The 21,313-nt window shown below is 55.8% G+C and carries 16 protein-coding genes and 1 pseudogene; 4 read left to right on the forward strand and 13 right to left on the reverse strand.

The window, feature by feature from the left end; genetic code table 11:
* Nucleotides 1-84: 84 nt before the first annotated feature.
* Nucleotides 85-864 (forward strand): envelope biogenesis factor ElyC, encoded by a 780-nt coding sequence (gene elyC, locus LRS40_RS22520; protein ID WP_231312739.1) that lies wholly within the window; start codon nucleotides 85-87, stop codon nucleotides 862-864.
* On the opposite strand, the gene LRS40_RS22525 is transcribed toward elyC, so the two are convergent.
* The 13 genes and pseudogenes from LRS40_RS22525 to LRS40_RS22585 form a co-directional block, all read right to left on the reverse strand.
* Nucleotides 841-1,734 carry a YcbJ family phosphotransferase gene (locus tag LRS40_RS22525; protein ID WP_142488923.1) on the reverse strand — a complete coding sequence of 298 codons (894 nt, stop codon included), beginning with the start codon at nucleotides 1,732-1,734 and terminating at the stop codon, nucleotides 841-843. The two genes, elyC and LRS40_RS22525, sit on opposite strands and share 24 nt — an antisense overlap.
* Nucleotides 1,735-1,864: 130 nt before the next feature.
* Nucleotides 1,865-2,611 (reverse strand): 3-deoxy-manno-octulosonate cytidylyltransferase, encoded by a 747-nt coding sequence (kdsB, locus tag LRS40_RS22530; protein WP_231312740.1) that lies wholly within the window; start codon nucleotides 2,609-2,611, stop codon nucleotides 1,865-1,867.
* Complete coding sequence (ycaR, locus tag LRS40_RS22535) at nucleotides 2,608-2,790, reverse strand: protein YcaR (RefSeq protein ID WP_039029479.1); 183 nt, start codon at nucleotides 2,788-2,790, stop codon at nucleotides 2,608-2,610. The genes kdsB and ycaR overlap by 4 nt, the downstream gene beginning before the upstream one ends.
* 45 nt (nucleotides 2,791-2,835) lie before the next feature.
* A pseudogene (locus LRS40_RS22540) lies at nucleotides 2,836-4,091 on the reverse strand (winged helix-turn-helix domain-containing protein).
* 15 nt (nucleotides 4,092-4,106) lie between these two features.
* Nucleotides 4,107-5,111, reverse strand: a complete 1,005-nt coding sequence (gene lpxK, locus LRS40_RS22545; RefSeq protein ID WP_231312741.1) for a tetraacyldisaccharide 4'-kinase — start codon at nucleotides 5,109-5,111, stop codon at nucleotides 4,107-4,109.
* Nucleotides 5,108-6,856 carry a lipid A ABC transporter ATP-binding protein/permease MsbA gene (gene msbA / locus LRS40_RS22550; RefSeq protein ID WP_032617360.1) on the reverse strand — a complete coding sequence of 583 codons (1,749 nt, stop codon included), beginning with the start codon at nucleotides 6,854-6,856 and terminating at the stop codon, nucleotides 5,108-5,110. Before msbA ends, lpxK begins: the two co-directional genes overlap by 4 nt.
* Before the next feature lie 36 nt (nucleotides 6,857-6,892).
* Nucleotides 6,893-9,157 (reverse strand): ComEC family protein, encoded by a 2,265-nt coding sequence (locus LRS40_RS22555; RefSeq protein WP_231312742.1) that lies wholly within the window; start codon nucleotides 9,155-9,157, stop codon nucleotides 6,893-6,895.
* Nucleotides 9,158-9,370: 213 nt separating this feature from the next.
* On the reverse strand, nucleotides 9,371-9,658 hold the full coding sequence (gene ihfB, locus LRS40_RS22560; protein WP_032617358.1) for an integration host factor subunit beta: 288 nt from the start codon (nucleotides 9,656-9,658) through the stop codon (nucleotides 9,371-9,373).
* Between the two features lie 120 nt (nucleotides 9,659-9,778).
* Nucleotides 9,779-11,452, reverse strand: coding sequence for a 30S ribosomal protein S1 (gene rpsA / locus LRS40_RS22565; RefSeq protein WP_032617357.1), 1,674 nt, complete (start codon nucleotides 11,450-11,452; stop codon nucleotides 9,779-9,781).
* 111 nt (nucleotides 11,453-11,563) lie between these two features.
* Nucleotides 11,564-12,247: a (d)CMP kinase gene (cmk, locus tag LRS40_RS22570; RefSeq protein ID WP_032617356.1), complete on the reverse strand. Its 684-nt coding sequence runs from the start codon at nucleotides 12,245-12,247 to the stop codon at nucleotides 11,564-11,566.
* Nucleotides 12,248-12,434: 187 nt separating this feature from the next.
* Nucleotides 12,435-13,718 (reverse strand): 3-phosphoshikimate 1-carboxyvinyltransferase, encoded by a 1,284-nt coding sequence (gene aroA, locus LRS40_RS22575; protein WP_231312743.1) that lies wholly within the window; start codon nucleotides 13,716-13,718, stop codon nucleotides 12,435-12,437.
* Between the two features lie 71 nt (nucleotides 13,719-13,789).
* Nucleotides 13,790-14,878: a 3-phosphoserine/phosphohydroxythreonine transaminase gene (gene serC / locus LRS40_RS22580; RefSeq protein ID WP_231312744.1), complete on the reverse strand. Its 1,089-nt coding sequence runs from the start codon at nucleotides 14,876-14,878 to the stop codon at nucleotides 13,790-13,792.
* Nucleotides 14,879-15,040: 162 nt separating this feature from the next.
* A complete protein-coding gene (locus LRS40_RS22585) occupies nucleotides 15,041-15,733 on the reverse strand; it encodes a DUF421 domain-containing protein (protein WP_142488916.1) in 693 nt (230 codons plus the stop codon).
* 138 nt (nucleotides 15,734-15,871) lie between these two features.
* Between LRS40_RS22585 and ycaO the strand changes: the two genes are divergently transcribed.
* From ycaO to pflB, 3 genes are all read left to right on the forward strand, one after another.
* Nucleotides 15,872-17,632: a 30S ribosomal protein S12 methylthiotransferase accessory factor YcaO gene (gene ycaO, locus LRS40_RS22590; RefSeq protein WP_142488915.1), complete on the forward strand. Its 1,761-nt coding sequence runs from the start codon at nucleotides 15,872-15,874 to the stop codon at nucleotides 17,630-17,632.
* 406 nt (nucleotides 17,633-18,038) lie between these two features.
* Complete coding sequence (gene focA / locus LRS40_RS22595; RefSeq protein WP_142488914.1) at nucleotides 18,039-18,896, forward strand: formate transporter FocA; 858 nt, start codon at nucleotides 18,039-18,041, stop codon at nucleotides 18,894-18,896.
* Between the two features lie 51 nt (nucleotides 18,897-18,947).
* Nucleotides 18,948-21,230 (forward strand): formate C-acetyltransferase, encoded by a 2,283-nt coding sequence (gene pflB, locus LRS40_RS22600; protein WP_142488913.1) that lies wholly within the window; start codon nucleotides 18,948-18,950, stop codon nucleotides 21,228-21,230.
* The last annotated feature ends 83 nt before the right edge of the window (nucleotides 21,231-21,313 follow it).

Genomic DNA, 21,313 nt, shown 5'->3' on the forward strand with positions numbered 1-21,313 from the left:
TCACAGCCGGGCGGAGAATGAACCTCTCTGGTGTAATATCGCTGACAATCCTCAGCTGTATGGTCAAAAAAGGAGCCAGAAAGGATGCTTTTTACCCTAAAAAAATATATTGGCGGCATGATGCTTCCCCTCCCTCTTCTTCTGCTGTGTATCGCGCTGGGCCTAGGGTTGTTGTGGTTCAGCCGCTTCCAGAAAACCGGCAAAATTTTTGTGACGGCAGGCTGGCTGGTACTGCTGCTGCTGAGCCTGCAGCCGGTGGCTGACGGGCTGTTACGTCCGGTGGAAAATAAGTACCCCACCTGGCAGGGAAAACAGAAGGTTGCGTACATTGTGGTGCTGGGTGGCGGCTATACCTGGGATCCGGACTGGGCACCCAGCTCGAATCTCATCAACAACAGCCTGCCGCGACTCAATGAAGGGATGCGTCTGTGGCTGGCCAATCCCGGTTCGAAGATGATCTTCACCGGCGCGGCGGCGCAAAGCAATCCGGTGAGCACGGCAGAAGCAGGTGCACGCGTGGCCCTGTCGCTGGGGGTGCCGCGCGAGGCCATTATCACCCTCGATAGCCCAAAAGATACCGAAGAGGAAGCCGCAGCGGTGAAGCAGGCGATCGGCGATGCCCCGTTCCTGCTGGTGACCTCCGCCTCACATCTGCCGCGGGCGATGATCTTCTTTGAACGCGAGGGTCTGCACCCGCTACCTGCCCCGGCCAACCAGCTGGCGATTAGCGCTCCGCTCAACCCCTGGGAACGGATTATTCCGTCCCCGGTCTGGCTGATGCACAGCGATCGTGTTGGCTACGAGACGCTGGGGCGCGTCTGGCAATGGCTGAAAGGCCTGTCAGGCGAGCCACGGGAGGAGTGATTTCGACGCCAGATCGACGTTAGCGCGGTTAAAGCGCCCGGTATTCACCAGCTGCGCCACTTCGTCCCACAACATATACAGCCAGCGCCGCCAGAGGAAGGACTCTGAGACCGGCGCCCGCTGCAGATAGTACCAGAGGAGATCCTCAGCGAGCCCGCTCTCGCTGAGCCGAAACAGTTCGTACTCCCGCGGGGCCCATAGCATCACTCCTGGCCCAACCATCGCCAGCAGCTGATCGCTGCGCGGATCCTTGAGCATACTGCGCAGGGTAAAGTTGCCGTGGATGAGCACGCTGTTGTCGTTGAAGCCTTCAAACAGGGCGGGCAGACATTCACGGGTCCGAAACAGGATCCGTTTGTCCTGCATGGTCAGGCCGGTATTGTGATACTGATTCAGCGTTCCCCACAGGACCTCGACCCGCTGGCGATACCAGAGCGGCCAGAGGTTCTCCTGAGTGCTGTCCACCGCACCGACTAATCCTCCGCTATCCATCCGGTGCCAGGCCAGCAGCGCTTCAACAATCTGGTCTTTCAGCTGTTCCCAGCGTTCCGGCGTGCGGGCCGGTGCTTCAACCGGGACACCGCGCAGGCGCTCAAGCAGCAGCACGTCAGGGCCCGGATGCTCTTCATGGGTCATTACGCCATATACGGTCGGCATTCTGACCGTACCGCTGCGGGCCAGCATAGAGATTTTCCACGCCAGCTGTCGGGCAACATCCGGTGAAGAGAAGCTTCGCGCCAGTAACGGCATGGGGTTTCCATGGCTGTCATATAACGACCACAGGGTGGTATCCGCCTTTTCATGCACGCATTCCAGGCGGCTCAGTTTTTCACCCAGCAGATGGCTGAGCTCAACACGCAGCTGTTCCATTTGATATTACCCCCATTAAGACTACTGCTTTTATAATGAGCGCGTGGCGGGCGGATGTCACTCTTGTGAGGCGATTCTGATGAAGAAATTCGGAAGAAAAGCATCCCCCCGGATGAGGGGATGACGGGGATTAACGAAGCTCGGCGCGAACGCGGGCGAGATCCTCTGGTGTATCAACGCCTGTACCAGGGACTTCCTGCGCGACGGCAACATGGATCTTCTCGCCGTACCACAGCACGCGCAGCTGCTCGAGCATCTCGATGTTCTCCAGCGGGCTCGGCTGCCAGGTTACGTAACGGCGAATAAAGCCGGCGCGATAGCCATAAATACCCAGATGACGCAGGATACTGTCGCCAATCTCTTCGCGGGAGGCTGCAAAGCGATCGCGATCCCACGGGATAGTCGCGCGGGAGAAATAGAGCGCGTAGCCTTCGCCGTCCAGCACCACTTTCACGGCGTTGGGGTTGAACGCCTCTTCGGCACTGTGCACCGGCACGGCCAGCGTCGCCATGCCCACCTGACGCTGGGCGAGGTTCTCTGCCACCTGGCGAATAATGACCGCCGGGATCATCGGCTCATCGCCCTGCACGTTGACAATCACCGTGTCGTCGCTGAAACCGCATTTCTCAACCACTTCCGCCAGACGCTCGGTACCGGACTGGTGATCGGCGCGGGTCATGCACACTTCGCCACCCGCCGCTTCAACCGCACGCGCCACGTCGTCGTGATCGGTGGCGACAATAATCCGTTCAGCGCCGGACTCGCGCGCACGCTCCAGCACATGGACAATCATCGGCTTACCGTTGATGTCGACCAGCGGTTTACCCGGCAGACGCGTGGAGGCGAAGCGCGCCGGAATAATGACAACAAAACTCATGGTTTGCTCTCTTCTGCCGCCAGCGAACGGGCTTCGGTTTCCAGCAGGACGGGAATGCCGTCGCGCAGGGGGAAGGCAAGGCTGTCCAGTTTGCAGATTAACTCCTGCTTATCCTGGCTGTAGTAGAGTTTGCCGTTGCACACCGGGCAGGCAATAATTTCCAGTAAACGGTGATCCATAGTTCCTCCGTATCAATGATCGGTAAAGCTTACCATATTCCTTTTTCAGACCGCGTCTATTTCCCAGCCACTTCGACAGGCGGCAAAAAGTCCGTCGGGAAGATGGCCCAGCGCGATCCGTGTTGCCCCCTGCCAGCCCGCAAAATCGCTGATGGCGGCAGTGAGCCCCTTCTCCAGCGCGGCGCTGACCCGGACGCCCTCTTCCAGATAAAGGGCGATAATTTGCAGCTCACCGGTTTTACGGTGCATTTTGGCATCCATCCGCCCGACCAGCTGTCCTTTGTGCAGCAGCGGCAGGACGAAATAGCCGTACTGGCGTTTCGGGGCTGGGGTATAACACTCCAGCCGGTAGCTGAAGTTAAACAGCTGCTCGGCGCGCTTGCGATCCCAGACCACCGGATCAAACGGCGACAGGACGGCACTGTGGGTGGCGGTGAGTTTTCCCTCTTCGGCGAGGGGAAGCAGCGGCAGCAGATCGACATGCAGCCACATCTCGCCCAGAGACTCCACCTCGACGCGCACCACCTGCTGCTGCGCCTGCCAGCGTTCAAGCAGCGGAGCCAGCGCTGGCTGGCGCAGGCGATAATAATCGGCTAACCACCGGGGGCGAAAGATGCCTAAGCTACGGGCGCTGTTTTCCAGCATCACGGCTTCGGCCGCCGCCTGGGTCAGCATATCCCGGCCGCCGCCTGGGTCAGCATATCCCGGCTGTCATCCCACTCCGGCATCACCCGGTGGGTGAGATCGTAAACGCGCTGGAAATTACGCCTTTCGACCACCATTACTTTCCCGGCGGTAAACAGCCCCTCAAGATGGCGTTTGTGCGGCTTCCACTCCCACCATCCGCTGGCCCCTTTACGGGGGTGTTCAAAATCGGCGGAACGTACCGGACCCTTTTCATGGATATGGGCGATAAGCTGGTCAATCTCCTCCGCGTGCTCCTGCATCCAGGCCTGACGGTATTTCCAGCCCATGTTGTCGGGGGAGAGCATCCGGTGACGCACCAGGGCAAAATCGCTGCGCGGCAGGAAGCACGCCTCGTGCGCCCAGTACTCCATCAGCTCGCCCTGACGCAGGGCATTATCCAGCCATTCGGGCTGATAGTGACCGAGACGGCTGAACAGCACCAGATACGGGCTGCGGGCGACGATATTGATGGTGTCGATCTGCAGCAGCGACATACGCTGGATGGTGGTAAGAATATCGGCGGGCTGCGCGCGGCGGCGGGGCTTTTTCAAAAGCCCCTGCGCGGCAAGATGAAGATGACGTGCGGCTGAAAGCGTGAGTTGCGGTAAAGCCATGCCATGTCCTGTCAGTTAGTGCGCGGGTGAAACCCCATTACCCCCTCCTGCGAGGGCAATCAGTTCCTGTAGCAGTCGTTCAGGCTGTTCGCCCTGCAGCTCAGCATCAACCGGTAAATACCACCAGTTGTCGCGGGCAAACGACCGGCATTTCACCGCATCTTTTTCGGTCATGATCAGCGTCTGGCCGGGTACGGTAAAACCTGCAACCTGCGACAGGCTCAGCGCCTGATGATCGGCCAGCGGCACCCTGTTGAGAAGCCGGGCACCGCAGGCTTCGAGAGTAGAGAAAAAGCGCGGGGGATGACCAATACCGGCCATTGCCACCAGACCAGGGAGTTCAGCGACATCACGCCGCTCGCCGGTCAGCAGATTCACGGCCAGGCCAGGGCGCAGCTGCATCGGGATCTCTCCCGCCTGCGCCGTACCGCCGTTGACGATGACCGCATCCACAGAACGTAAGCGAGACGCGCGCTCGCGCATCGGCCCGGCGGGTAACCACCAGCCGTTACCAAAGCGGCGCACGCCGTCAATCACCACAATCTCTTTGTCCCGGGCCAGGGCGTAGTGCTGCAGCCCGTCGTCGGTGATAACAATCTGCACATCCGTCTGGTTCAGCAGAGCCTGAACCGCCTCGCTACGCACCGGCGAGACCGCCACCGGCGCACCGGTGCGCTGAAAGATCAGCACCGGCTCATCCCCCGCTTCTGCGGTGGTGGTTTGCGGGGTCAACAGCAGTGGATAGCGCTCCGCCTTACCGCCGTATCCCCGGGAGACGACCCCCACGCGGATACCGCGTCTGGTCAGCTGTTCCACCAGCCAGATCACCACCGGCGTTTTGCCGTTGCCGCCGGCGGTGAGGTTACCCACCACCACCACCGGTACCGGGGCACGCCAGGCCCGTTTGAGCCCCACTTTATAGCTGAGACGAATCAAGCCGCTGACCAGGCCATACAGCCAGGAGAGCGGCAACAGCAGCAGCCAGAGCGGAGACTCACCGGACCATATACGGGCAATCATGCGCCAAACTGCATCTTATGAAGTTGCGCATACACGCCCTGATGCGCCAGCAGATCGGTATGGCTGCCGCGCTCGACGATGTAGCCATCTTCCACCACCACGATTTCGTCGGCTTTTTCGATGGTCGACAGGCGGTGTGCGATTACCAGCGAAGTACGGTTCTTCTGCAGCTCATCCAGCGCAGACTGGATGGCGCGTTCGGATTCCGTATCCAGCGCCGAGGTGGCTTCATCGAGGATCAGGATCGGGCTGTCACGCAGCAGCGCACGGGCAATGGCGATACGCTGGCGCTGACCGCCGGAGAGCAGCACGCCATTTTCACCGATAATAGTATCCAGGCCGTTATCCATCTTATTGATGAAGTCCATGGCGTAGGCCATTCGCGCCGCCGCTTCAATCTGCTCACGGCTGTACTCTTCGTTACGGGCATACGCAATGTTATTGGCGACGGTGTCGTTGAACAAATGCACATTCTGCGAAACCAGAGCGACCTGATTACGCAGCGACCTCAGGGTGTACTCCCGCAGATCGTGGCCATCAATCAGGATCTCACCCTCATCAATATCGTAGAAGCGGGTGATCAGGCTGGCGATGGTCGATTTACCCGAGCCAGAGCGACCCACCAGCGCCACGGTCTTCCCTGCCGGGATCTTCAGATTGATGTTACGCAAGGCAGGCGCATCACGACCCGGATAGGTAAAGGTCACGTTGCGGAATTCAACATCGCCGGTTGAACGCTCGATCACGCGTTTGCCTTCGTCTTTTTCCTGTTCGGAATCGAGGATCGCAAACAGCGTCTGACAGGCGGCCATCCCGCGCTGGAACTGGGCGTTAACGTTGGTTAACGACTTCAGCGGGCGCATCAGGGCGATCATCGACGAGAAGACGACGGTAATGGTACCGGCGGTTAAGGTTTCCATCACGCTCGGGAAGCTGGCGGCATACAGTACAAAGGCCAGTGCCAGAGAGGCGATAAGCTGAATAATCGGATCGGAGATGGAAGAGGCGGAAACCATCTTCATCCCCTGCAGGCGCATCTTATTGCTGACCTTATCGAAGCGTTTGGTTTCCACTTCCTGACCACCAAAAATGAGCACCTCTTTGTGCCCTTTCAGCATCTGCTCCGCGCTGGTAGTTACCTGCCCCATCGTGTTCTGCATGTTCTTACTGATGCTGCGGAAACGTTTGGAGACAACGCGGATCGCTATCGACACAATCGGCGCCAGTACGATAAGGATCAGCGACAGCTGCCAGCTGTACCAGAACATCAGGACGAACAGGCCAATGATTGAGGCCCCTTCACGCACGACGGTGATCAGCGCGCTGGAGGAGGAGGAGGCAACCTGCTCGGAGTCGTAGGTAATACGCGACAGCAAGGTACCGGTGGACTGCTTGTCGAAAAACGCTACCGGCATGCCCATCATGTGGCTGAACAGGCGACGGCGCATGGTCATGACGACTTTGCCCGATACCCAGGAGAGGCAGTAGCTGGAGATATAGCTGGTGATGCCGCGTAAAATCATCAGGCCGATAACCACCAGTGGCATCCAGAGCAACACTGAGCGGTCCGTTTTACCAAAACCGTCGTCCAGTAACGGTTTGAGGAGCGATAACATGAAGGTATCGCTGGCTGCGTTGAGGATTAACGCTACGCCCGCCACGATAAGGCCCGTTCTGAAGGGTGCAATCACCGGCCAGAGTCGGCGGAAGGTCTGCCACGTGGAGAGATCTTTGTCGTTATGCATTCAAAAAACCAGCATTTGTTGAAATAGCCGCATATTCTACCCGTTATCTCCGGGCGCGCCAAACCACTGATGATACCAACGAGGTAAAATTTGATCCCGTAAGCGTTGGATTTGCCAGCCATGTTGCGAAAAGGAAACCGTGATTTGCCCGGATCGGGGGGTTGTTAGCCAGAGATACCCCTCCTTTCTGTAACGGCGAGCCACCTTGTTCGAGGGCAGTCGCCACGCGTTGTATCGGGATGCCGACACCAGAGCGATACGCCCACCTACGCGCTGCACCAGAGGAAGTGACGACGAGGTATTACTGCCGTGGTGCGGCACCTGGATAAGTGTAGACGCAAGATATTGCCAGTGACGACTGAGCATCGCTTTTTCTCCCTGCGCCTCAATATCCCCGGTTAACAACAGGCTATGGGTACCATCCTCAATTTTGACCACGCAGGAACCGTTGTTGCCGCGCTGCGGAGCGGTGGCAAGGGGCCAGTGCGCGCTGAAGGTCAGCCCCTGCCATTGCCAGCGTTCGCCGCGAAAACAGGGATTATGTCCGTCCCGGCGCAGCGGGCTGCGTATCCACATGTTCGGCCACGCCTCGCGTAGCGATGCCAGCCCACCGATATGGTCCAGGTGTTCATGGCTGACAATCACCCCCTCCGGACGCAAGTGATGCCAGCGTAGCCAGGGGATAATCAGCCGTTGCCCGCTGTCCCCGCCCGGCCACGCCGGACCGGTGTCATATAAAATCGCTTTCCCCTGTCGCTCAATAACCACTGCCAGCCCCTGCCCGACATCCAGCATATGCACCGCCCAGCCTTCCGTTTTGTTCACCCGCCATAACGGACTGGCCGCCAGCACCAGTGCCGAGACACAGACAACCGGACAGGCTTTTGTGCCGCGCATCCGCCAGGCGATAATGGCTCCCCAGGGTAGCAGGGTCAGCCACAGCCAGCGTTTATCGACCGGGATCCAGCCGTCGGGCAGCGTAGTTAAGAAATCAAACAACAGGGACAGTGAGCCATCTGCCAGCGTCCAGACCTTATGTTCCGCGAGGGGCCATATCCCGAGATGCAACCACATCCCCAGCAAAATGAGCGGTACAGAGATAAAGGTCACCAGCGGTACCGCGACCAGGTTCGCCACCAGCGATGACAGGCTAAACCCGTGAAAGACCAGCACCTGCACCGGCAGCAACAGTAAAAGCATGCCGAGCTGCAGGTGCAGTAGATTCACCACTGCCCTGCCTACCCACGGCCCGGATAAACGGGGTCTGGGCATCCACTGATACCAGAAAATCAGTCCCGCCACCGCAAAGGCCGACAGCATAAGGCTATGGGATAATACCGCCAGCGGATCGACCAGCAGAATGGAGGCAATACAGATCCGCCATACCTGCCAGGGCGACCAGAGACGGCCGCTCAGCTGCAGCGCCAGATATACCCCCAGCGAGACGACGGTGCGCAGCGCGGGGGGCTGCATCCCGGTGAGCCAGGCATAAAAAGCGGCAAAACAGAATCCTGCCACCAGGGGGGCTCGCCAGCCCACCCAGCGGACCGGAATAAAATACTGCCCACCCCGCACCAGCAGCCAGATGACCGACGCCGCCAGCGCAATGTGCAATCCCGAGATCGCCATCAGATGCGACGTGCCCGTTTCCCGCATCAGATTTTTAATGTCAGGCGTCACCGACAGACGCTCCCCCATGCCAAGCCCCAGCAGGACCGGGCCCCAGGTATAAGACGAGAGCCTGGCTGTCAGGGTGGCAAGATATCGGGCGCGTAAGCTGCAGCGGGCATCGACCACGTCTGCGTGGGTAAAACGTCCGGTCAGCGGCTGATGCTGCGTCAGGGCATAGCGCTGGGCATCGAATCCTCCTTCGTTGAGCTGCCCATGAACGGGCCTTAAGGACAGGGTCATCTTCCAACGTTGTCCCGCACAGCCGGGTTGCGGCAGCGCGTTGCCATACAGCGTAACGCCCACCGCGGGCAGCATCGTTCTGCCATTAAGCCGGACAATGCGGGCCTGGTACATCGTGTCGCTCCCGGTCGCCAGGATCTCCAGTTCAGCCTTCTGCGGCCCGCTGGTCAGATGCTGCATCGGCCAGACTTCGCCCAGCGCGGCAAGCCCGCCCCAAGCAAAAAAGAGCAGCCAGAAGCCCAGATAGCGCGCAATCTGATGACGAATTAAAGCCAGCGGGACCCCGACGACGATTATGGCCTGAAGTACCGTCAACTCCGGCAGCGCGGGCAACCACAGCAGCGGTAAGATGGCCAGGATCAGACATGTCGCGAGCGTTGACAAACACATTCACACCTCCCTGTATCAGGGCAGTGTGCGGCGGGTCGCGTGGCTTGTCAGGCAGGGAAATGTGAGGTTGCGGCGCAGACTGGCGGGAAACGATCGGTTTGCAGCAACCGACCGCAAAACTTGCAGCGTCGATTCAGGATCGGCAAAACAGAAACAAAAAAAGCACCCGCAGGTGCTTTCTTGAGGTTACTCAGTTTCGCCCGCAGGCCAAACTCAGTCGCCGTAAATATTGGCGCGATCGCGCAGTTCTTTACCCGGCTTAAAGTGTGGAACGTATTTACCTTCCAGCTCTACTTTGTCGCCAGTCTTCGGGTTACGCCCGGTGCGTGGAGCACGATAGTGCAGAGAAAAACTACCGAAACCGCGGATTTCAATGCGCTCGCCCTGTGCAAGAGTGGTCGCCATATGCTCCAGCATCTCTTTTACGGCATCTTCCACTGCTTTAGCAGGTATGTGCGATTGCTGGCTGGCAAGTCTTTCAATCAATTCTGACTTGGTCATGATTCCTCCGGTTCCTTCAAACCCATTAGCTAAACAGCTTAAACAAGGGCGGCCGTAGCCGCCCTTTGTTATTGATTACAGGACGAATCCTGCAATCTGTCAAGTTACTCTACGAGTAACTTATTCGCCTTTAGCTGCTTTGAAAGCTTCAGCCATTGCGTTGTTAGAGAAGTTTGCATCTTCCTGTTTGTTAACAGTTGCGATTGCATCTTTCTCATCAGCTTCGTCTTTAGCACGAACAGACAGGCTGATTGCACGGTTTTTGCGGTCAACGCCGGTGAATTTAGCTTCAACGTCGTCGCCTACGCTCAGAACCAGAGTTGCATCTTCAACGCGGTCACGTGAAGCTTCAGAAGCGCGCAGGTAACCTTCAACGCCGTCAGCCAGTTCTACGGTTGCGCCTTTCGCGTCAACTGCAGTCACTTTACCGTTTACGATTGCGCCTTTCTTGTTCAGTGCAACCCAGTTGTTGAACGGATCTTCTGCGAGCTGTTTAACGCCCAGGGAGATACGCTCACGCTCTGCGTCAACCTGCAGAACAACTGCTGCGATTTCGTCGCCTTTTTTGTATTCACGTACTGCTTCTTCGCCTGCAACGTTCCAGGAGATGTCAGACAGGTGAACCAGGCCGTCGATGCCGCCGTCCAGGCCGATGAAGATACCGAAGTCAGTGATAGACTTGATTTTACCTTCAACACGGTCGCCCTTGTTGTGGGTTTCCGCGAACTGCTGCCATGGGTTGTTTTTGCACTGCTTCAGGCCCAGGGAGATACGACGACGTTCTTCGTCGATATCCAGAACCATAACTTCCACTACATCACCAACGTTAACAACTTTGGATGGGTGGATGTTTTTGTTGGTCCAGTCCATTTCGGAAACGTGAACCAGGCCTTCAACGCCTTCTTCGATTTCAACGAAGCAGCCGTAGTCGGTCAGGTTGGTAACGCGACCAGTCAGTTTAGTACCTTCTGGGTAACGTTTAGCGATAGCAACCCATGGATCTTCGCCCAGCTGTTTCAGGCCGAGGGATACACGAGTACGCTCGCGGTCGAACTTCAGCACTTTAACAGTGATTTCGTCGCCCACGTTCACGATTTCGCTTGGGTGCTTAACGCGTTTCCACGCCATGTCGGTGATGTGCAGCAGGCCATCAACGCCGCCCAGGTCAACGAATGCGCCGTAGTCAGTGAGGTTCTTAACGATACCTTTGACTTCCATGCCTTCCTGCAGGTTTTCCAGCAGCTGATCGCGTTCTGCGCTGTTTTCGGATTCGATAACGGCACGACGGGAAACAACAACGTTGTTACGCTTCTGGTCCAGCTTGATTACTTTGAACTCAAGCTCTTTGCCTTCCAGGTGCAGGGTGTCACGAACTGGACGAACGTCTACCAGTGAACCTGGCAGGAACGCACGAATACCATTCAGCTCAACAGTGAAGCCGCCTTTAACTTTGCCGTTGATAACACCGACCACAGTTTCAGCTTCTTCGTAAGCTTTTTCCAGCGTGATCCAAGCTTCGTGACGTTTAGCTTTTTCACGGGACAGCAGGGTTTCACCGAAGCCGTCTTCCACTGCATCCAGAGCAACGTCAACTTCGTCACCAACCTGGATTTCCAGCTCGCCCTGGGCGTTTTTGAACTGCTCTGCCGGAATGGCAGACTCAGATTTCAGACCGGCGTCAACCAGTACGATATCTTTGTCGATAGCAACAACAACACCACGAACGATGGAGCCCGGACGGGTTTCGATTTCTTTTAAGGATTCTTCAAACAGTTGAGCAAAAGATTCAGTCATGTTTAATCTTCAGGTTAATATTAACGTCCACCTGGCTCCGTGCCGGATGGGGTTGTTTCACATACCCGCCGTCAATCCATTGCAGCGGGGGTACTGCTAAATCGGTCGCGATTACGCGATTGCCAGTTTTTGGCGCGCATATTGTAGCGCTTTTTCAATCACTTGCTCAATAGTTAAACTGGTAGAATCCAGAACTAATGCATCATCTGCAGGAACAAGTGGTGCAACGGCGCGATTGCGGTCGCGATCGTCGCGCTCTTTTATCTCAGACAAAAGACGTTCAAAGTTAACACTAAAGCCCTTTTCCTGCAACTGCAGCATGCGGCGCTGCGCACGCTCTTCCGAGGAAGCGTCGAGGAAAATTTTGACCGGCGCATCAGGGAAAACCACGGTTCCCATGTCGCGTCCGTCGGCGATCAGGCCGGGAGCATCACGGAAGGCGCGCTGACGGCGTAAAAGCGCCTCGCGAACGCGCGGGAATGCAGCGACCTGAGAGGCGGCATTCGCCACGTCCTGGGTGCGGATCTCACCGCTCACGTCTTCCCCTTCCAGAATCACTTCCAGATTGCCGTTGGTGGAGACAAAACGCACGTCCAGATGGGCGGCCAGCGGCACCAGCGCCTCTTCAGAGGCCACATCAACATGGTGATGCAGAGCAGCCAGCGCCAGCACACGATAGATTGCGCCCGAATCTAAAAGATGCCATTGCAATGCTTCCGCCATCGCTTTGCACAGAGTACCTTTACCTGCGCCACTCGGCCCGTCAATGGTGATAACCGGGGCAATTGCCGTCATCTTTTTCTCCTTAAATTAGGCATACCGTTGTGTAAACGCCGCGCATTATACGCGTCAACGTGCACAACTGTTACCTTTGCGTGCAAATTACGGAATGATTGAAGCTGAGTGTAGAAGAATTGGACGATGACAGCGTCATGAAGTGTAAGTAATTAATTGCCGCACCGGGCGGTGCGGCAGAGAAGCGTCAGGCAAGCGTACTGATACGCGCCAGCTGGTCAAAATAGTCCGGGAAGGTTTTCGCGGTGCATTTCGGATCCAGAATGGTAACCGGCGTATCCGACAGCGCCACCAGCGAGAAGCACATCGCCATCCGGTGGTCGTTGTAGGTACCAATTTCCGCAGCCTGCAGCTGGGCCGGTGGCGTAACGCGGATGTAGTCCTCGCCCTCTTCCACCTCGGCACCTACTTTACGCAGCTCAGTGGCCATCGCAAACAGGCGATCGGTCTCTTTTACACGCCAGTTGTAGATGTTGCGCATTGTAGTCGTGCCTTTGGCGAACAGGGCCGCCGTGGCAATGGTCATCGCCGCATCGGGGATATGGTTCATGTCCATATCGATGGCGTTCAGTTCACCGCGCGTGCAGGAGATAAAGTCATCGCCCCAGGTGACCACCGCGCCCATCTTCTCCAGCACATCGGCAAAGCGAATGTCGCCCTGCACGCTGTTGCGGCCAATACCGGTCACTTTGACGGTGCCGCCTTTAATGGCGCCCGCAGCAAGGAAATAAGAGGCAGACGAGGCATCGCCTTCCACCAGGTAGTTACCCGGCGTCTGGTACTGCTGCCCACCGCGCACCACGAAACGCTGGTAGCTGTGGTTTTCAACCTCAACGCCAAAGGTCTTCATCAGGTGCAGGGTGATATCGATATAGGGTTTGGAAACTAGCTCACCTTTGATGGTGATAGTGGTGTTCTGTGGCGCCAGCGGTGCGGTCATCAGCAACGCGGTCAGGAACTGGCTGGAGACGCTGCCGTCCACCGCCACTTCGCCACCGGTAAAGCCACCACGCAGACGCAGCGGCGGATAATCTTCCTGCTCCAGATAATCAATCTGCGCGCCGCCCTGACGCAGCGCATCCACCAGATGGCCAATCGGACGCTCTTTCATGCGCGGCTCGCCGGTCAGCACAATGTCGTTGCTGCCCAGGCACAGGGCCGCCGCCAGTGGACGCATAGCCGTACCAGCATTGCCGAGGAACAGTTCCAGCGCGTCAGCAGAATGGAACGCCCCGGCATTGCCCGTCACTTCGCAGCGGGTGCGATCGGCGGACAGGGTATAGTGGACTCCTAACGCTTTCAGCGCATTGAGCATATGGCGAACGTCATCGCTGTCCAGCAGGTTAGTAAGAACAGTGGTGCCGTTTGCCAGCGCTGCCAGCAGCAAAGCGCGGTTCGAGACACTTTTTGAACCAGGCAGATTAATGGTGCCATCTACCCGCGCGATAGGTTGTAACGTCAGGGATTCCATGAAACTTAACTCTCAATTCAACATAATAAAAACCCCGCAGCCAGGCCGCGGGGGAATAAACACGGGCGTGATTAACCGTGGCGACGTTCGAAGTCAGTCAGGAAGTCGGTCAGTGCCTTAACGCCTTCGAGCGGCATAGCGTTATAAATAGACGCACGCATTCCGCCCACGACGCGGTGGCCTTTCAACGCGTGCAGACCTGCGGCGAAGGACTCTTCCAGGAACAGCTTATCGAGATTGCTGTCGGCCAGCTGGAACGGCACGTTCATGCGAGAACGGTTCGCTTTGGCAACGTCATTACGGTAGAAGTCGCTGCCGTCGATCACGCTGTACAGCAGCTCAGATTTCTGCTGGTTGATCTTATCCATCTGCGCCACGCCGCCGTTGTTTCTCAGCCATTTAAAGACCAGGCCAGAGAGGTACCAGGCAAAGGTCGGCGGGGTGTTGAACATGGAGTCGTTGTCGTTCAGCACGGTGTAATCCAGAATCGACGGGCAGGATTTGTGGGCTTTACCCAGCAGATCTTCACGGACGATCACCAGGGTCAGACCGGCCGGGCCGATATTTTTCTGCGCGCCGGCGTAGATCACGCCATAGCGGCTGACATCCAGCGGCGCCGAGAGAATCGTGGAGGAGAAGTCCGCCGTAACGATCGCGTTCTCGCCAAAGTTCGGCTCTTCGTGAATGGCGATCCCGTCGATGGTCTCATTTGGGCAGTAGTGCAGGTAGGCCGCATCCGCGGAGAGCTGCCATTCGCTCATCGGCTTCACCGCGCGTAACCCGTCCACGGTGACTTTGGCATCAATCACGTTCGGGGAGCAGTATTTGTGCGCTTCTTTTACTGCGCTGGCCGCCCAGTAACCGGCATCAACGTAATCCGCGGTGGTTTTGTCACCCAGCAGGTTCAGCGGGATGCCCGCGAACTGACCGCGTCCGCCGCCGTGGCAGAATAATACTTTGTAATTTGAGGGGATATTCAGCAGGAAACGAAAATCTGCTTCTGCCTCTTCTGCCACCTGAATAAACTCTTTACCACGGTGGCTGACTTCCATCACCGACGTGCCAAGACCGTTCCAGTCACACAGCTCCTGTTGAGCCTGTTTGAGCACATCCGCCGGTAACATTGCCGGACCTGAACTAAAATTAAAGACCTGAGCCATTTCCCCTCACCACGCTAAAAGCAATAAGTTATAACTGTGGATATCGGTTTTATCATTCAGTGACACGCGCCGCAATGTCTAAAACTTATGACCCGGAAAATGTGCCCGCCGTCACACAATACATTCTGCCAGCGGGCTGTCACAAAACCGACAAAATGGCTGTCAGGTGATGCGTTTGGCCCGGCTAACCTTCGTCCATTCCGGATTCGTGCAGCGTGGACATAATTGATGTGCCCCGGCCGATAGAGTCTCAACATGACCACAGCGTCGGCAGGCATACTCGCCGACTTCCGGTATGGTCATAAAACGTTCCACAAATTCATCCGGCAATATGCACAACCCGGGCTTAACCTGGTCGTCTTCGTAAAAGTAGACGCTTATCTGCCCGTTGGTCTCCATAATGGCAAGCTTAACCTGCCCAAGCTGCTCGACGCTGCTCACCCGCAGCTCCATAAAGAACTCAAACTCGGTCATGTTGGCGCGCTGTACTTTTTCCCAGGCCAGCTTGCCCTCTTCGACAATGGCTACCGGTTTCCCCTCCAGCAGATCTTCCAGCTTTTCACTTTTCGACATCAGCCACATCACCAGCCGGTAGAGCAACGCCAGGGTGACAAACACGATAAAGACCGGGATCATCGGCACATCGTCATAAAACGCTACGTCACCCGCCGCCGACCCCAGCGTCAGAATGATTAACACTTCGAAGAGCGACATCTGGCGCACGCCGCGCCGCCCGGTAAGTTTAAGGAACAGGAAAACCAGCACAAAGGTATAGAGACTTCGCAGCGCGACCTCGCCTAAAAACTCAACGGGTACTTTATCAAAGGCCATTCGTTGAAGATCGAATGCTTCCATTTTTATATTCCTTTACAGTAGGTTACTCAATATAAGCATAGCTCAGCCTTTTATTTTCGCCGAAACCGCCGGGGAGATAGCGCCTGCCATGCAAAACCCGTATCATTGCGCGCTTTCCGTACGATATAAGTGATCGCCATGACTCAAACGTTTATCCCCGGCAAAGACGCCGCCCTGGAAGATTCCATCGCTCGCTTCCAGCAAAAACTGACCGACCTGGGTTTTAACATCGAAGAGGCCTCCTGGCTCAACCCGGTTCCCCACGTCTGGTCCGTGCATATTCGCGATAAAGAGTGCGCGCTGTGCTTTACCAATGGCAAAGGCGCGACCAAAAAAGCGGCGCTGGCCTCTGCGCTGGGTGAGTATTTTGAGCGTCTGTCCACCAACTATTTCTTTGCCGATTTCTGGCTGGGCGACACCGTGGCGAATGGCCCATTCGTTCACTACCCGAATGAAAAATGGTTCCCGCTGACCGACGATGACGAGCTGCCGGAAGGGATCCTCGACGATCGTCTGCGCGCGTTCTACGATCTGGAAAATCAGCTGACCGCCAGCATGCTGATCGATCTGCAATCAGGTAACGAGGATCGCGGTATCTGCGCCCTGCCGTTTACCCGTCAGTCTGACGAGCAAACCGTCTATATTCCGATGAACATCGTCGGCAACCTGTATGTCTCCAACGGCATGTCCGCAGGTAATACCCGCAACGAAGCGCGCGTTCAGGGCCTGTCCGAGGTGTTTGAGCGTCATATAAAGAACCGCATTATCGCAGAATCCATCAGCCTGCCGGAGATCCCGGCTGACGTGCTGGCCCGCTATCCGGGCGTGGTGGAGTCCATTGCCAAACTGGAAGCCGAAGGTTTCCCAATCTTTGCCTATGACGGCTCTCTGGGCGGTAAGTACCCGGTGATCTGCGTGGTGCTGTTCAACCCGGCGAACGGCACCTGCTTCGCCTCGTTCGGCGCGCACCCGGACTTCGGCGTGGCGCTGGAGCGTACCGTTACCGAGCTGCTGCAGGGTCGTAGCCTGAAAGATCTCGACGTGTTCACCCCGCCGACCTTCGATGACGAAGAAGTGGCTGAGCACGCCAACCTGGAGACGCACTTCATCGACTCCAGCGGCTCTATCTCCTGGGATATGTTCAAGCAGGACGCGGATTATCCGTTCGTTGACTGGAGCTTCGCCGGCACCACGGAAGAAGAGTTTGCCACGCTGATGGCGATCTTCACTGCTGAAGACCAGGAAGTGTATATCGCCGATTACGAACACCTGGGCGTGTACGCCTGCCGTATTCTGGTTCCGGGCATGTCCGATATCTATCCGGTAGAAGATCTGTGGCTGGCGAACAACAGCATGGGTGCGCACCTGCGCGAAACCCTGCTGGCGCTGCCGGAGAGCGCGTGGGAGAAAGAGGACTACCTGAACCTCATCACCCAGCTGGACGACGAAGGCCACGACGACTTCACCCGCGTGCGCGAGCTGCTGGGCCTGGCGACGGGCAAAGACAACGGCTGGTACACCCTGCGTATCGGTGAGCTGAAGGCGATGCTGGCGCTGGCAGGCGGTGACCTGGAGCAGGCGCTGATCTGGACCGAGTGGACCATCGAGTTCAACGCCTCGGTCTTCAGCGCAGAGCGCGCGAACTACTACCGCTGCCTGCAGACGCTGCTGTTGCTGTCGCAGGAAGAGGATCGTGAGCCGCTGCAGTATCTTAACGCCTTTACCCGTATGTACGGCGCCGAAGCGGTAGAGAACGCCAGCGCAGCCCTGAGCGGCGAAGCGCCATTCCACGGCCTGCAGGCGGTGGACAGCGATCTGAAAGCCTTCCCTGCTCACCAGTCGTTGCTGAAGGCCTATGAGAAATTGCAGAAGGCCAAAAGCGCTTTCTGGGCTAAATAACGTTAAATAACATGACAAACAGTAGGCGTATACAATCGCCTACGTTATATTACGGGGCGATTTTTATTGCCCCGTTTTTTATTTCTGCGGCAATAAGTTTTAGTTGTAATAATAAAGTTAAATATTGGTAGCTATAATAATGGCGACCTGGCGGTTATTGTTACTTTTTATATGAAATACTCCATTCTAATTAACTGCCCGGGGGAAGGTCAGAAGAAAAAAATCAACTCATTTTGTAACTTTTAAAATTTATTTTTATACGGATAATCAAATACTTACACCGCATTCACTGGAAAACCACGCGCTTTGCGGGCCTATAAGCCAGGCGAGATATGATCTACATCAATTTCTCTTCTATAATGCTTTGTTAGTATCTCGTCGCCGACTTAATAAAGAGAGAGTTAGTGTGAAAGCTGACAACCCTTTTGATCTTTTACTCCCAGCTGCAATGGCGAAAGTTGCCGAAGAAGCGGGTGTCTATAAAGCAACGAAACAACCGATGACGACGTTCTTCCTGGCCATCACTGCCGGGGTGTTCATCTCCATTGCCTTTGTTTTCTATATCACCGCCACCACCGGTACTGCCGGGATGCCTTTCGGTATCGCTAAGCTGATCGGCGGCATCTGTTTCTCACTGGGTCTGATCCTGTGCGTTATCTGCGGCGCTGACCTCTTTACCTCAACGGTTCTTATCGTCGTCGCGAAAGCCAGCGGTAAGATCACCTGGGGCCAACTGGCAAAAAACTGGCTCAACGTTTATGTTGGAAACCTGATTGGTTGCCTGCTGTTTGTCCTGTTGATGTGGTTGTCGGGTGAATATATGACCGCCAACGGCGCGTGGGGGCTTAACGTCCTGCAAACCGCCGACCACAAAGTACATCACACATTTATTGAAGCCGTTGCGCTTGGCATTCTCGCCAACCTGATGGTCTGCCTGGCCGTCTGGATGAGCTACTCCGGACGCAGCCTGATGGACAAAGCCATGATCATGGTTCTGCCAGTCGCCATGTTCGTTGCCAGCGGCTTTGAACACAGTATTGCAAACATGTTTATGATACCTCTGGGTATTGTAATCCGTGATTTTGCCAGCCCGGAGTTCTGGACCGCAGTAGGTTCCAGCCCGGAAAGTTTCTCTCATCTGACCGTTATGAACTTCATCACTGATAACCTGATCCCAGTCACAATCGGGAACATTATTGGCGGTGGTCTGTTGGTTGGGTTGACATACTGGGTCATTTACCTGCGTGGCGATAACCATCATTAATGGTTTTCTCAGGCAGTAAATAAAAAATCCACTTAAGAAGGTAGGTGTTACATGTCCGAACTTAATGAAAAGTTAGCCACAGCATGGGAAGGTTTTGCCAAAGGTGATTGGCAGAATGAAGTCAACGTTCGTGACTTCATCCAGAAAAACTACACCCCGTATGAAGGTGACGAATCCTTCCTGGCCGGTGCTACCGACGCAACCACTGCCCTGTGGGACAGCGTTATGGAAGGCGTTAAGCAGGAAAACCGCACTCACGCGCCTGTTGATTTCGACACCTCCGTTGCATCCACCATTACTTCTCACGATGCGGGTTATATCAATAAATCCCTCGAGAAGATTGTTGGTCTGCAAACTGAAGCACCACTGAAACGTGCGATTATCCCGTTCGGTGGTATCAAAATGGTTGAAGGCTCCTGCAAAGCGTACGATCGCGAGCTGGACCCAATGCTGAAGAAAATCTTCACCGAATACCGCAAAACCCATAACCAGGGCGTATTTGACGTTTACACCAAAGACATCCTGAACTGCCGTAAATCAGGTGTTCTGACCGGTCTGCCAGATGCGTATGGCCGTGGCCGTATCATCGGTGACTACCGTCGCGTTGCCCTGTACGGTATCGACTTCCTGCTGAAAGACAAATACGCACAGTTCCTGTCCCTGCAATCCGATCTGGAAAACGGCGTAAACCTGGAAGCGACTATTCGTCTGCGTGAAGAGATCTCCGAACAGCACCGTGCGCTGGGTCAGATCAAAGAGATGGCCGCGAAATACGGTTGCGATATCTCCGGTCCTGCAACCAACGCTCAGGAAGCTATCCAGTGGACCTACTTCGGTTACCTGGCAGCGGTTAAATCTCAGAACGGCGCAGCAATGTCCTTCGGTCGTGTATCCACCTTCCTGGATGCTTACATCGAACGTGACCTGAAAGCAGGCAAAATCACCGAGCAAGACGCTCAGGAAATGATTGACCACCTGGTCATGAAACTGCGTATGGTTCGCTTCCTGCGTACCCCTGAGTATGATGAACTGTTCTCCGGTGACCCAATCTGGGCAACTGAATCTATCGCCGGTATGGGCGTGGATGGCCGTACTCTGGTCACCAAAAACAGCTTCCGCTTCCTGAACACCCTGTACACCATGGGGCCATCTCCGGAGCCGAACATCACCGTTCTGTGGTCTGAAAAACTGCCACTGAACTTCAAAAAATATGCCGCTAAAGTGTCCATCGACACCTCTTCTCTGCAGTATGAGAACGATGACCTGATGCGTCCTGACTTCAACAACGATGACTACGCGATCGCTTGCTGCGTAAGCCCAATGGTTGTTGGTAAGCAAATGCAGTTCTTCGGTGCGCGTGCTAACCTCGCGAAAACCATGCTGTATGCAATCAACGGCGGCGTTGATGAAAAACTGAAAATGCAGGTTGGTCCTAAGTCTGAGCCGATCAAAGGCGACGTCCTGAACTTCGACGAAGTCATGGATCGCATGGATCACTTCATGGACTGGCTGGCTAAACAGTACGTCACCGCGCTGAACATCATCCACTACATGCACGACAAGTACAGCTACGAAGCCTCTCTGATGGCGCTGCACGACCGTGACGTTGTTCGCACCATGGCATGTGGTATCGCAGGTCTGTCTGTTGCAGCTGACTCCCTGTCTGCTATCAAATATGCAAAAGTTAAACCGATTCGTGACGAAGACGGCCTGGCTGTAGACTTCGAAATCGAAGGCGAATACCCGCAGTTTGGTAACAACGACGCGCGCGTTGATGACATGGCGGTTGACCTGGTAGAACGTTTCATGAAGAAAATTCAGAAACTGACCACCTACCGTAACGCTATCCCGACTCAGTCTGTTCTTACCATCACCTCTAACGTGGTTTATGGTAAGAAAACCGGTAACACCCCAGACGGTCGTCGTGCTGGCGCGCCATTCGGACCAGGTGCTAACCCAATGCACGGCCGTGACCAGAAAGGTGCAGTTGCCTCTCTGACCTCCGTTGCGAAACTGCCGTTTGCTTACGCGAAAGATGGTATCTCTTACACCTTCTCTATCGTGCCAAATGCGCTGGGTAAAGACGACGAAGTACGTAAAACCAACCTCGCGGGTCTGATGGACGGTTACTTCCATCACGAAGCGTCCATCGAAGGTGGTCAGCACCTGAACGTGAACGTTATGAACCGTGAAATGCTGCTCGATGCGATGGAGCATCCTGAGAAATATCCTCAGCTGACCATCCGTGTTTCTGGCTACGCAGTACGTTTCAACTCGCTGACTAAAGAACAGCAGAAAGACGTTATTACCCGTACTTTCACTCAGTCCATGTAAGTGGTTTTGACTGAAATCACGCCGTAAAACGCGTACAATAAAGGCTCCACGCAAGTGGGGCCTTTTTAACACCTCCCGCACCA

Source organism: Leclercia sp. G3L (assembly GCF_021117075.1).
Lineage (GTDB): Bacteria > Pseudomonadota > Gammaproteobacteria > Enterobacterales > Enterobacteriaceae > Enterobacter > Enterobacter adecarboxylatus_C.